Here is a 14,140-nt window from a genome sequence, read left to right on the forward strand (position 1 = left end):
AGACCTCTTATAAGATCTCACGAATCATAGTCAAGAGACTTTGGTTTGCAAAATCTTCACGTAAAAAATCCAGTCGTTAAGGTTCTATTTTCATAGTTAAGACTTTTCTATCTGCAAGATTACCTTTATTCCCCAATTACACAACTTTTTTTGAAATATTTTAATGATTTATGCCACAAAACATATTTTAATAGAAATTTTGGTGCGGTTGCCCTGCATTCAGGATCAGATGCTTTTCATGTATAAAGAAAAACTATTATCTTCGCTCGTCTTTTGCCCGAAGACTCAACAACAAGCAAATAAGAATCATCAATCGGTGAAATAAAAATAGATAAACACTTTAAACGAACGAACATGAAACAACTCTCTGTAATTGGCAGACTAGTGCTGCTTTTTGCCTTCGTGCTGGTTTTTCAGACCAGGGCCCAGCATGTAAATCTGAAAACCCGTTCCACCCAGATAGGGATAAACAATGAAGGTTACTTTTCTTCTATCCAGGTAGAAGGCAAGGACATTCTTCACACGGGTAAATATCCGCTCGTAACGGCCTGCACAGACAACAAACTCATAACACCGTCCAAAATGAGCGCCAGCGGAAACCAACTTAAACTAACGATGTCCGACGGCGGCACAATCACACTAAAACATAAGGAAAGCGATGTCTGCATCACATTGGAGGTAGCAAATATTCCGGAAAAATACGACGTATTGCTGTTCGGCCCGTTGGCCGTTACGATCAATGAAGTTGTTGGAGACGTAGTCGGCGTTGCGCAGGGTAACGGTGTTGCTTTCGGTATACAGGCGCTGAACATTAAAACGAATGCCGGCATCCCTGACGAATACGGACAATTGATTACCAGCACATACGGTTATAAAGGAAAATCTGCTGAACTGTCGGTAGCCAGCATCCCTGACTTCAAACTGGCAGCCGCCGATATTTCTGACGGGACGGTATTCCATTTCTCCGCCCGCAGAAGAAACAAACAGGAATATCGCAAAGTACAGCAAATACAGAAATCACTGGTCCTCCCGGTCGAAGGGGAAGACGGACTGATAAAAGGTTCAAAAATAGCCTTCTTCGGCTGTAAGAATACAGACGCGCTGGCCCGTATCGGCGAGATTGAAATCGAGCAGGGACTTCCCCACCCGATGTTCGACGGCGAATGGGGGAAAACAGCCCGCGCAGCCATGAAATCTTATCTGATCTCTGATTTCTCGGAAGACAATTTTGATATGATCCTGGACAAGGCTAAGATTGCCGGTTTCGAATATGTTTACCATAGTGACCCGTTCCTGGACTGGGGACATTTCAACTGGGACCCCAAATTCACCAAAGGCGGGGATGAAGGCGTAAAGAAGATGGTAGACAAGGCAAAGGCACAGGGTATCGCTGTCGGTGTCCATACACTCAGTAACTTCACGACTACAAACGACGCCTATGTAACACCGATTCCTTCCGACCACTTGCTGAAACAAGGCATACTCACCCTGACAGCCGACCTGAACAAAGACCAGACCGACATTACAGTCAAAAAGTCGGACCTGTTCTCCATGCCGATGACGCTCAACACCCTTCAGATCGATAAAGAGCTGATTACTTACGGCACAACAGAAGAGCAGGGAGAAAACATTCTGTTGAAAAACTGTAAAAGAGGCGCCTGGGGAACAACAGCCGCCAGCCATTCACAGAAAACACCGCTGTACAAACTCTGGGACTACCCTTACAAAACCCTCTTCCCTGATCTGGTCCTGCAAGACAAATACGCTGACCGCCTGGCTGAGATAATGAATAAAACAGGTATCCGCCAGATATCCTTCGACGGTTTGGAAGGATGTTCCTATACCGGTCAGGACGAATATGCAAACAACCGTTTCGTCTATCGCTTCTACAACCAGCTCGACCAGAATGTGCTTAACGACGCCAGCCGCCTCAGCCACAACTTATGGCACATCCATACCCGTATGAACTGGGGCGAACCCTGGGGTGAAGCGATGCGCACCGGCCAGGTTGAAAACCGTATCAAGAACCAGTCATTCTTCCACCGCAACCTGTTCCCGCGTATGCTGGGTTGGTTCCTGATCCGTCTGGCCGACCGTAATTTCGAATGTTCTTCCCTCGAAGACCTGGAATGGGCATTATCCGAATCAGCCGGTTTCGATGCCGGTTATGCGATGACAATCAACAGTAACACATTGCGCCGTCACGGACAAATCGATAAATTACTGGAAGCGATTAAAAACTGGGATAAGCTGCGCGAAGCAGAAGCATTCACGGACGAGCAGAAAGCCCGTCTGAGAGATCCTCAGACAGAATGGCACCTGGAAAAAACAGACGAACAGAACTACAACCTGTATCCGCTCTATATATCCAAACATTTCCGGTGCAACCTGTCCGAAATGCAACCGGGACAACCGGGCGGTGCCGACTGGTCATGGAGCAGTCCTTATGAAAGCACATATGCCATCCGCCTGAAAGTAGAGGGAGACGGAACCATCAAAGACCCGTCATTCACCACACCTCAAGGGGTGATTAAGTTCCCCTGCGAGATTTCAGACCGCCAGTATCTGCTTTACACATTCGACGGTAAGGCCGTAGTAACCGATAAGAACTATAATGTAATCAGCGAAGTGCAGCCCCAGGGAAATGCCGTACTTCCCGCAGGTTCTTCTGCCGTAGCCTTCTCCTGTGAGCAGACCAGTGAAGACGCTCCCGAAGTAATCATCCGTTACATTACCAAAGGGACTCCGGAAGTGATAAAACTTAATAAATAACAACAATACACAAATCGTCCGGCAAAAGAGGTAAAACTGAATACCTCATTTGGCCGGACGTATTTATTTCACTCTTTTACTCAGTCACTCTACAATCCACTTTTCGATATTACGGATCTTCGCACTGAAATTGACACCTATTTTAAACAATTTACGTCCATCCGCTTCAAAGGGCTGTGCATACTGTTTTTCGTTTATTTGCTGCAAGGCCTCCTCTGCCGTGCCATCCAGTTTAAACTCCATGACGTAAATGTATTTATCTGTTTGCAGGACAAGGTCGATGCGGCCATAGGATGTATGGTATTCCGCTTTTACATAAAAGCCAACCAGTTTGAAGACGATAAAGAGCACATTCTGATAATGCAGTTCCAGATCTTTTACCAACTCATAAGGCGTATCAGCAAAGAAACTTTGCAGGCGGCGGAAAAAGGTATCGATCTCGCCAGCACGTATCTCGCGGACAAATTTCTGTATCTCAAACGGAGCTTCAATCTTATTAAACCGTGTGTAGAAAGGCATCAGGAATTTGATAAAACCTTCTTCCACCTCTTCATTGGGAAAACCGAGACGATAAAGGCCAAATTCCTCGTCATACCCTTTTATCGTCAGATAACCACTCTGGAAAATGACCGGGATAGGCTGCTCATCGCCATAAATACTATTCAGCACATCGACATCAGTCTCTTCATGTGCCATACGTTCCAGATCATAGTGGCTGCGTTTCAATAATTCCACAAGGTAGGTAGGGGTGCCTGTTTCAAACCAGTAACTACCAAACTTCATCTTGTAAAAGGTATTCAATAAACTAAATGGATTATAGATACCTCAGTATTTTCCACAAAATGATAACCGTCATAACGTTTCTTCAATTCGGCAAACGCTTCCTCGTAACTCATTTTCAGCTTATCAGCCAGTTCTTGCAAATCTTCTTTCAGGTTATCACGTATCTCCTGCCCAGTTACTCCGCACAAAGAGACATAACGTTCATCCATCGAAATATCGATTAAATTGTTCAGATCACTGAAAACGCTTACCTTACCAAACTTCGTGACACCTGTCAATATAGCGAATTTGATGCAACCGTCCATTGTTTTGAGCACGCCATAAAACGGTTTCAGGGTATTCCTGTATTCCTTTTGTAAAGCCTCATTACCTATGGCTTGCAGTAAAGGTTTATCGTATTCGTCTACAAGGATAACAACGCGCTGGCCGGTCTGCTCACAGGCACGTTTCACAACACCTTTGAAACGCAAGGCAAGAGTAACCTCTCCAGGGCCTGTACCATAAAGAATTTCCCAATTCAGAAGAGCTTCGTTCAGGATTTTATCAAGGCTGTCCGGTGTATCATATTTCCCGATATTGAGATCCAGATGCAGTATCGGATGCTTTATCCAATCCTTTTCCAGCTTTTCCATTGCCAGGTCCTCAAACAGTTCCTTCTTTCCTTGGAAATAGGCTTCGAGGGTGGAAATCATCAGACTTTTACCAAAGCGGCGCGGACGGCTCAGGAAGTAATAACGTCCTGTTTTCACCATCTGATAGATCAACGCCGTTTTATCTATATAGAAATAACCGTCTTTGCGAAGACTTTCAAAGTTCTGTATGCCGATGGGGTAAATCTTACTGCTCATACATTTTTTATTTTAACCGGATAATGACTCTGACAAAAGTACGAAAAAGAACACTGCCTACATCCTTTTTTCGAAGATAATCCTTTTTTTGACATCAGTAGAAGTTCGTGTCCCTACCTTATATACGGCATAATCGGGCATGTAACACATCAACTCACATAGGATGATTATCCGACTTCAATTCATTGAATTGTTTCACACGATACTCTCTCGGGGAACAACGGACCATTTTTGAGAACAAGCGGGAAAACTGAGAAAGATTGGTGATGCCTACTTTTTCCGCAATTTCGATAATCGACATATGGGAAGTAAGCAGTAAAGTTTGTGCCCGTTCGATTCGTTTCATCTGGATATATTCGCAAGGGGGCATGCCAATAATCCGTTTAAAGACTTTGGAGAAATGGTCGGGAGTAATACACATCAAATCAGCCAAGACCGAAACAGAGATACGCTTGTCCAGATGCTTATTTATATATTGTATAGCCACATCCAGTTTTTCATACAAGCTGTTCGCCTCCGGTGAAAGCAAACACTCTTCCGTTATAAAGCGGGAAAACAGTTGCAGCAGGATACCGCTACTCTCCACCAGGTTGGAGAATGTCGAAACCGAAACCTCATCTTCCCGGGTATAAATATTCCTGTCGTTATCATAATGCTTCGGGTCGGACGTCGGCAACGACTTATACGGGTTCAGCGCCAGAAAACGTTCCATCAGGGAATAATCCATCGGGGTAGCCTCGACCTGCAAATCCATTTTCATCGGATTGCTGATACCTTTCCCTCCTTTCGTCTCATCGAAAAAACAGATATAATAATGCTCCATAAAATCATCACATTCATAACTATGGAAAGCAAACTTGGTATAAGGAAAAGTTGCCCGGGCAATAATTCGTATCCCTTCTGATTAATATAGACTTTTCCTTTCCCTTTCGTAATCAGGTAAAGTCGGTAAAACGGACTGATGACATCCTGATAATTCCACCAGGTTTCAACCCGGGAATAGTCGGCATAAAGCAAGGGCAACGACAGGTCGTATGGAGAATAAGAAACAAGCATATCAGACATTTATTAGTTAACCGGTGTAAATATAGGAATAATATTTAAATGCACAATATCGGATTATGCAAAGTATTCATCTTATTTTGTCAAAGATTATAGCCGAATAGCCTTTACTTTTGTAATTACTAAACTTCATCTTATCACATAATTCTAATTACACTATGAAACGGCTTATAACAGCATTACTTATCGTGTCCGGACTATGTAGTCCGTTCCTCCTTTCGGCGCAGGACTCCTGGCAAAGCCTGATTAACAGGCTTACCTATTACTCACCGGAAAAATACAAATCGGCAATAGATAACCTGAAAAAGAAATATCCCGACAGTTACCGCCCCGATAAAGATTGGGAGAAAGCGCTCAACGAACTGAAAACCGATAAGGAAACACTTATCAGCGGTTTGAAGGCCAAAGACCCCAAAGCGGAAAAACAGGCAAAGAAACTGTTGAAACAACTGGACGCTGCCCTGCTGGCTAACCCTTTGCTAGCAGACAAACAGGTGGTAGCCATCCGCCGGACGCTGGGCGATAAGGCCCGTACAGCCATGAGCGGGCAACTGGGCATCGCCCCTTCCAATTTTCAGAATAATTCGGAGATTGGAAATCCGAAAGCAGGCTGGACCAACGAGTTTGTTTCATTGACCGTCAATCCGGATAAAATAAAACAATCGCTCCTGTACAAACCGGAAGACGGAAAAATCATCACCGACCCGGAACCGCACTTCGACGGGAAAAGACTAATGTTTTCTTCCATCGGCACCTCCGACCGCTGGCATCTGTTCGAACTCGACCTGACCACAGGTAAAACCCAACAACTAACCCCGGATACATATAAAGATTTCGACAGCTTCGACGGTTGCTATACACCGGACGGACGATACATCTTCTGTTCGACAGGTACCTTCCTCGGACTGCCTTGTACAGATGGAGGAAATAAAATGTGCGGACTATTCCTGTATGATCCAAAAACAAAACAAACCCGTCAGTTGACATACGACCAGGACAGCAATTGGGGACCGGTCATGATGGACAACGGTACCGTGCTCTACCAGCGTTGGGAGTATGCTGACCTGCCCCATTCCAATTCGCGCCTGCTGTTTACCATGAATCCGGACGGCACCACACAATCGGCTTTCTATGGTTCCAACTCCTACTTTCCGACTTCATTCTTCAATGCTCGCCCCATACCGGGACGACCATCAGCCGTGGTTGGCATAGCCTCCGGTCATCACAGCGTTTCGCGCAGCGGACGCATGCTGATCATCGATACCAATAAAGGCCGCCACGAAGCGGACGGAGTCGTTGCCGAAATCCCGTATGCCGGCAGAAAAGTGGAAGCTGTCGTTCGCGACCGCCTGCCCGACGGTATATGGCCGCAGTTCCTGCAACCGTATCCATTGAACGATACATACTTTTTGGTTTCCATGAAGGAAAACCCGGAAAGCTTGTGGGGACTTTATCTGGTCGACACGTTCGATAACCGTACTCTGATTGCTGAAGAGGAGAACGTAGCTTATCTTGAACCGGTGTTGATGGACAGTCGTAAATCACCGAATGTAATTCCCGACCGTATCAATCTGGCATCTTCAACTTCCACTGTTTTCCTGCAAGATATTTATGAAGGTGAAGGACTAAAAGGTATTCCACGTGGTACAGTAAAGAAACTACGCATCGGCTCTTTCAGCTTCAGCCCGTGGGGTCAGGGCGGATTGCTGGGCACTATTGGTATGGACGGACCGTGGGACATCAAGCGAATCCTGGGCGAAGTGGATGTTGAAGAAGACGGCTCGGCCATGTTCACAATCCCTGCCAATACGGCCGTATTCGTACAACCGCTGGATGCAGAGGGAAAAGCATTACAGATTATGAGAAGCTGGTTTACCGGAATGCCGGGCGAAACGGTCTCTTGTATCGGTTGCCATGAAGAAAAATCAACAATAGCCATTCCGAAGCGGACAAAAGCATCCCTGCAAAAACCGCAAGCCATCAAAGAATGGTACGGAAAAGAGAGAGGATTCAGCTACCGTCACGAAGTACAACCCGTTTTGGATAAATATTGTATCTCCTGCCATAATCAGGACAAACCCGGAAAGCCGTACCTGAAAGGAGACAAATGGATTAATGACTGGACTTCAAACATATCGGGAAGAGCCTGGAAAAACGGCGGACATTTTACACTTTCGTATGCCAACCTGCACCGTTACGTACGTCGGCCGGGTATTGAGAGCGATATGCACATGCTGGTTCCGATGGACGTACATGCCGATCAGACCGAACTGATGCAGATTCTCCAGAAAGGGCATTACGGCGTTAAACTGGATAAAGAGTCTATGGAGAAGCTTGCCTGCTGGATAGACTTCAATGCTCCTTTCCACGGACGTCGTTCTGACATTCCGAAGTTTGAAGATGCAGAAAAGAGTAATGAACTTCGGGAATTATACCGCGAAATGTTCGGTGCCCCGGAATCGACAGCCGAATGGTTACCGGAAATCCCACAGAATATAGAACCCGTCAGATTTGAAAAGGAACAGAAACTTTTAGGCGATACCCTGCTGGCTAAATGGCCTCTTTATAACCCAACCGAAAAATCATACGCACAATGGGACAACACGCAATGGAAGCAATTGGCATTAGGTAACTTCCAGAAAAGCATCCCGCTGGGTAACGGTATTACTTTGGAATTGGTGAAAATCCCGGCAGGTTCCTTCATCATGGGTAGCGACCGGCATCCGGACGAATTGCCCCAGACAATCGTACAGGTAGACAAACCTTTCTGGATGGGACGTTTCGAAATCACTAACGCACAGTTCAGGGCCTATAACCCGGCACACGATAGTCGCGACGAACACCGCCACGGCTACCAGTTCGGACGCAAAGGCTATTCCATGAACCATCCCGACCAACCGGCCGTACGCATCTCCTGGCAAGAAGCGATGGAGTATTGCAAATGGTTATCCGAAAAGACAGGTATGAAGTTCTCGCTTCCAACCGAAGCGCAATGGGAATGGGCTTGCCGTGCCGGAAGCGATACGCCTTTCTGGTATGGTGATATGTCGACCGATTTCTCACGCTATGCCAACCTGGGAGACATCAAGCTGAAAGAGTTCGCCGCCTGCACCGCTTATAAATTCTACGAAAGCGCCATGGTGGTAGAGAATCCCAACAAATACGACGACTGGATCCCACGCGACACGACTTACAACGACGGAGGTTTCATCTCCGAACCGGTAGGACGTTACGTCCGCAACCCATGGGACTTGTTCGATATGCACGGAAATGTATGGGAATGGACCTTGTCTTCCTATCTGCCTTACCCGTACAACGAAAATGACGGACGAAACGAGTTGTCTTCAGAAAACGGCAAACGGGTTGTACGCGGAGGTTCCTGGTACGACCGTCCTTACCGTTCGACATCTTCTTTCCGCCTGCCGTACCGTGAATATCAGAAAGTATATAATGTTGGATTCCGTGTAGTAATGACTGAAGAATGATAGAACGCTATTTTAAATATCTGTTTTGCATTGTAGTAGTAATTAGCACTTGTTGCTCGTGCAGCAATACCAGAGAAAAGTTGCTTGTTTCCGGCTGTGGCTGGAAACAAGTAGCAATTCTCGACAAAAAAACAGGAGAGATAGAATGGAGTCACCCGCTTAACAAAGGGGAAGACTGCAACGATGTTGAAATAACCAGGGAAGGAAATATCCTGTATGCCTACACTTCCGGTGCCCGGATGATTACCCGTGACCAGCAGACGGTGTGGGACTTCAAAGCGAAGAAAGGGGAAGAATTATTCACCGCAACCCAGCTGCCTTCCGGCCATTACATGCTAGCAATCTGCGGCACCCCTTCCCGCATCATCGAACTCGACCCGCAAGGTCATCCTGTCGAAGAGATTGAGTTTGACACCAGCATCACCGGTGTGCACGACCAGTTCCGCCAGATTGTAAAGACACCGCAAAACACTTACCTGATACCACTGATGGGAAAAGGGGAAGTAGTTGAAATGACTAAAGAAAAGGAAATTATCAACAGGGTCGAATGCGGTGGCAATCCCTTCGCCATCCAGATACTGAAAAACGGAAACTGGCTGGTATCCTGCGGCGATGCACATAATTTCGTGGAGATAGACCCTGCCGGCAAACAGATTGTCAGAAAAGTCGGAAGCGACGACTTACAGAACATCTCTTTGTTGTTTGTTGCCGAACTGGTCCGGTATGACAACGGAAACACGCTGATAAGCAACTGGAACGGACATAGTAAAGACAAATCGCAACCACTACTGGTAGAAGTAACTCCGGACAATACAGTTGTCTGGACGCTTCCGCTACATCAGGACATTATCAATATCTCAGCCGTCTATTCATTCAAGGAATAGACGTTGTTCCCGGTTTATTCAAACAATATACGGAACCTTGTCAAACCGTCCGTATAAGTACGCAGGGAAAAAGAGCAGTTCTGTTTCTGCAATACTTCGCGTATAAAGATCAGGCCGATCCCCTGCCCGTTCGGTTTGGTGGAGAAGAAAGGACTGAACAGCTTCTTTTCAGTTTCTTTGTCTATTCCTTTGCCGGTATCTGCTATTTCCAGGCAGACAGGGTTACGTGAAGTACGTATGTAAATCTTGCCGTCGCGCCCGATCGACTCGGCGGCATTCTTTATAATATTGACAAGCACCTGTTCAAAAAGCGAACTATCCAGCCGCACGACAGGAGACACTTCATCCAGCTCCATAATGATTTGGATGTTGCGGTTCTGGCAAACCGTCTCCATAAACCGCTTACAGGAAGTCACCACCGTATTTAATTCATGGTTACGTATTTGCGGTTTAGGGATGCGCACCACATCGGCAAAGTTTGTAATGAAATGACTCATGCTGTAACAGCGTTCGATGGAAACACGCAACACGTCGCATATATCTTCCGTATTTTCCATCTCGCTGAAAGTGGATTCCAACGTATCCAATGTAGATATAATACCGGCAGTTGTATTATTTACCTCATGGGCTATCATGCGGATTACCTTTTCATAGGCTTTCTTTTCTGCCTTAAATACTTCCTGCGTCAGTATTTCCACCAGATAGAATGAGTGATGGAATCCCCGGTCGACAAAAGAGGAATGCGTACATTTATATATATTGGCATCGTTCAGGCGAACAGTCTGCGATTCATACAAAGGAATACGCGCCAACTCCACTGCCAACGGGGAATCTATCTCTGTAAAAGATTTTCCGGCGAAATCGACCGACAAAGGTTGTCCGAACATCTTGCGGGCAGCGGGATTCAGCGATATGATCTCATTATCCAGATTCAGCATAATCACTCCCATAGGAGAAGCATTGATCAGCAAATCCAGGAAATGATTCTGTTCCCTCAGATGCAGGCGTTCGTTTTTCAACTGTTCCATCATCTTATTGAAGATGTCCACGATACGGTCGGCCTCCTTCTGCCCGACACGGCTCAGGCGGGAACTGAAGTCCTGCTCTTTCAGCAACTCCATACCATTGCCGATAATATCCAACGGCTTGATGATACGCCGGTAAAAAAGGAAAAGGTACAAGATCGTGACCAGGACAACACCTTCCACAACAAAGAACATGAAGGAAGAATAATTATAGAAGACATGGTAAGTGATAACTGCCAGAATAGTCAGCAGCAACCCGGTCAATATCCAGAACAATCCTTTTATCCTCATTCGAATATCATTTATTTATCGGTAGGTATTCCGTATTTCTCCAACCGGCGGTATAAGGCTGCCCGGCTGATTCCCAGAGCGGATGCGACATGCGAGAGATTTCCCTCATGTGTATCCAAAGCCTGAAGGATGGTCTGTCTTTCAATCTCGTCCAGCGTCATCCCCTCAAAACTGACGGTTCCGCCTTTTCTCACGGCCTGTTTGTTCCCCAGGTTCAGGCATTGTCCTTCAAAATCGGACACATCCAACAACGATTTACCGGATACCAGCATCGTTCTTTCCACTAGGTTCTTCAATTCACGGATATTTCCGGGGTACGGAAGACGTTGTAGGAAACTTACGGCATCCGAAGAGAAAGTGACTTTAGGCAAACCGTTGACTTCCGACTGCTTATCGGCAAAATAACGGGCCAGCAGAGGAATATCGTCTTTCCGCTCGCGAAGGGCGGGCAGATGGATCGTGATCAAATTGATACGGTAGAACAGGTCTTCGCGAAACGTACGTGCGGCAACCATTTCCGGAAGGTTGCAGTTGGTAGCACTCACCACCCGGATATCCACTTTCCGGGGACGGCTGTCGCCCAACACTTCAAATGTCTGGTCCTGCAATACACGCAATAGTTTTACCTGGCAGGACAACTCCAGGTCACCTATCTCATCCAGGAAGATAGTTCCTTTGTTTGCCATTTCGAAACGTCCGGTACGGTCTATATAGGCATCCGTAAACGCACCTTTCTTATGACCGAACATCTCGCTCTCAAAAAGGCTCTGTGACAATCCTCCCAGGTTGACCTTGACGAAAGCCTCTTTCATACGGGGGCTATTGGCATGGATCGCTTCCGCAATCAGTTCCTTGCCTGTCCCGCTTTCACCGGTAATCAGCACCGAAGCATTAGTCGGTGCTATGCGGGAAACGGTTCCCAGCACATCCATCAGCGCATCACTCTGTCCGACAATCTTCTCAAAATGGAATTTACTGTCCGCATCATTCCGGTTCAACGGAGATTTCTGCATCTTCTTCTGCTCATTCAGTTCCAGAGCCGTACGGATCGACTTCAGCAACACCAGGTTGTTCCAGGGCTTGGTCACAAAATCGAAAGCGCCGGCTTGCATACCCTGCACAGCCAGCGAAATGGAGCCCCAGGCGGTCATTAAGATCACCGGGACATCCGGCTGAAATATCTTTACTTGTTTTAATAGCTGTATTCCTTCTTCTCCCGTCGTAGTCAAGGTAAAGTTCATATCCATCAGAATCAGTTGGGGCGCTTCCCGGCGCACAATAACCAACGCTTCTTCAGGCCCCGGAACAGCTTCCGGTTCAAAGCCTGCCCGCTTCAACAAAAAAGTAAGCGAAGAACGGACAGCTGCGTCATCATCAATAATTAATATCATATAGGTTTCTTTAATTGCGTTTGTAAAGATACGAATAAGTTACCTACTTTCTGACAATTTCCTCAAAATCGGCATCCAGATTACGGTCGTTCAGAAAATCGTAAAGCGTCACGCTGCGGACATTATAGAAATAACTCCAGAAACCGTACAATTCCTGTATATGCTTCTGTTTGGCATCATCTTTCGATTGCTGGGCATCATTCAGGTCGAGAATATTGATCTTGCCGATCATAAATGTTTCGATAGATGTCTGATAGCGTTTCTGGGCGATCTCATCGGCTTCTTCCGCGATTTCCAACTGGGCAGCCTGGTTGTTGAAGTTCTCCACCAGCAAGAAGATATTCTGGTTGAAAGTCATCTGGTCCTGACGGTTTTTAGAGAGTACCACTTCGCGGTTGGATTCGGCGACCTTAACCTTTCCCTTCCGTTTTCCCCAGTCCAGCAAAGGGATGCTGAAACCGACTTCCACCACCTGGTTATCTTTCAGCGGATTGTAAGCGCCACTGAAATCACGGTCTTTTCCCGTATATCCCACGGAAGCAAACAGGTTGATATCGCGGCGTTTCCCTTTGGCCGTCGCTACTGCATAATCGGCCTCAAGTTGTTCGCGCAGTATGCGTTTCGCAAACGAGTTGTTTTCCTGGGCTTTCCCCAGTACTTCCTGATAGACCAGCCGCATGTCGGGGACAGATTCGGGGATGACCGGTTCTATCACATCATCTTCGCTCAATCCCAGGAAAGAACGTAGCTGGAACATTTTGGCGTTCAAGTTCGACTGCGCTTCCGTCAACTTACCTTTCGCCTGTAAAGCGGATAATTTCAATTGCATCAGTTCACTTTCAGAGATGTGACCGATCTTGCGTTTCGCGATAGCGATATCATACAGTTTATTTGCGTTATCCAGATTCTGCACAGACGTTGCCAGGTTTTCTTTCGCCAGCAGAAGATTGAAGAAGTAAGCGATCGTCGAGATAGTTACCCCCTCTACGCTTTCAATATAAGCGGCTTTTGCTTCCTGATAGCGGACTGGTTCGATGCGGCGGTTCCATTTCTGGTCGTTCACGCCGAAGATAGGTTGCGTCAGGGTCAGGCCGACCGGGACACTCATATATTCATTGAAGGCGCCATGTCCCAACTGGCGGGAGAAATTAAGAGAAGAGTTCAACGAGATCTTACCGCCTGTCAGAGCGATATTCTGGTCAATAGAGATCGCTCCGTCCATCGACAGGTTATTGTCCTGCACAAAAGCATAGGTTCCGTCCGATTGCTGGTAACGCGAATATTGCTTGCTGTAGCTGGGGAGCGTTCCTTTAAAATTAACCTCCGGCAACTGGTCGGCGACATGGGTACGGTATTCCCAGTAAGACGTCTTTAATTCGTTCAGGGCCACAGCCGCATCGACCGACTGGTGTTGTGCCAGCGTAATGGCATCTTTCAAGGTCAGACGGACTACATTATCTTGTTCTTCGGCCTGTAAACCAAAGCATGTCAGCAATAAAGAAGTAATGGCTATATAGATCTTTTTCATCGTAATATATGTTTTGCCATGCTACAGGCAAAAGCTATGCCAAAAACATATATCATTGATTTTCTGAGCGT

8 protein-coding genes and 1 pseudogene are annotated in these 14,140 nt (G+C 46.5%); 3 read left to right on the forward strand and 6 right to left on the reverse strand.

Translation table 11 applies throughout. From position 1 onward, the window contains the following. The first annotated feature begins 354 nt into the window (after positions 1-354). Complete coding sequence (locus DXA15_RS12930; RefSeq protein ID WP_128134303.1) at positions 355-2,772, forward strand: hypothetical protein; 2,418 nt, start codon at positions 355-357, stop codon at positions 2,770-2,772. An 84-nt stretch (positions 2,773-2,856) separates the two neighbouring features. Here the strand turns inward: DXA15_RS12930 and DXA15_RS12935 are convergent. From DXA15_RS12935 to DXA15_RS26475, 3 genes and pseudogenes are all read right to left on the reverse strand, one after another. Further along, positions 2,857-4,403: pseudogene (locus DXA15_RS12935) on the reverse strand (ATP-binding protein). A 154-nt stretch (positions 4,404-4,557) separates the two neighbouring features. Next, positions 4,558-5,226: an AraC family transcriptional regulator gene (locus tag DXA15_RS12940; RefSeq protein WP_233567246.1), complete on the reverse strand. Its 669-nt coding sequence runs from the start codon at positions 5,224-5,226 to the stop codon at positions 4,558-4,560. Beyond that, complete coding sequence (locus DXA15_RS26475) at positions 5,160-5,459, reverse strand: AraC family ligand binding domain-containing protein (RefSeq protein ID WP_233567247.1); 300 nt, start codon at positions 5,457-5,459, stop codon at positions 5,160-5,162. The genes DXA15_RS12940 and DXA15_RS26475 overlap by 67 nt, the downstream gene beginning before the upstream one ends. Before the next feature lie 164 nt (positions 5,460-5,623). On the opposite strand from DXA15_RS26475, the gene DXA15_RS12945 reads away from it, so the two are divergent. After that, positions 5,624-8,950, forward strand: coding sequence for an SUMF1/EgtB/PvdO family nonheme iron enzyme (locus DXA15_RS12945; protein WP_128134304.1), 3,327 nt, complete (start codon positions 5,624-5,626; stop codon positions 8,948-8,950). Then, positions 8,947-9,834, forward strand: a complete 888-nt coding sequence (locus tag DXA15_RS12950; protein WP_128134305.1) for a hypothetical protein — start codon at positions 8,947-8,949, stop codon at positions 9,832-9,834. The genes DXA15_RS12945 and DXA15_RS12950 overlap by 4 nt, the downstream gene beginning before the upstream one ends. Before the next feature lie 14 nt (positions 9,835-9,848). Here the strand turns inward: DXA15_RS12950 and DXA15_RS12955 are convergent, their stop codons facing one another. From DXA15_RS12955 to DXA15_RS12965, 3 genes are read right to left on the reverse strand one after another with little or no spacing between them, the layout of a single operon-like run. Next, a complete protein-coding gene (locus tag DXA15_RS12955) occupies positions 9,849-11,150 on the reverse strand; it encodes a PAS domain-containing sensor histidine kinase (RefSeq protein WP_128134306.1) in 1,302 nt (433 codons plus the stop codon). An 11-nt stretch (positions 11,151-11,161) separates the two neighbouring features. Next, positions 11,162-12,541: a sigma-54 dependent transcriptional regulator gene (locus tag DXA15_RS12960; protein WP_128134307.1), complete on the reverse strand. Its 1,380-nt coding sequence runs from the start codon at positions 12,539-12,541 to the stop codon at positions 11,162-11,164. A gap of 43 nt (positions 12,542-12,584) precedes the next feature. Next, positions 12,585-14,069 carry a TolC family protein gene (locus DXA15_RS12965; protein WP_128134308.1) on the reverse strand — a complete coding sequence of 495 codons (1,485 nt, stop codon included), beginning with the start codon at positions 14,067-14,069 and terminating at the stop codon, positions 12,585-12,587. Positions 14,070-14,140 lie beyond the last annotated feature (71 nt).

Origin of the sequence: Parabacteroides sp. AM58-2XD (genome assembly GCF_003463685.1) — a bacterium.
In the GTDB taxonomy this organism is placed as follows: Bacteria; Bacteroidota; Bacteroidia; order Bacteroidales; family Tannerellaceae; genus Parabacteroides; species Parabacteroides segnis.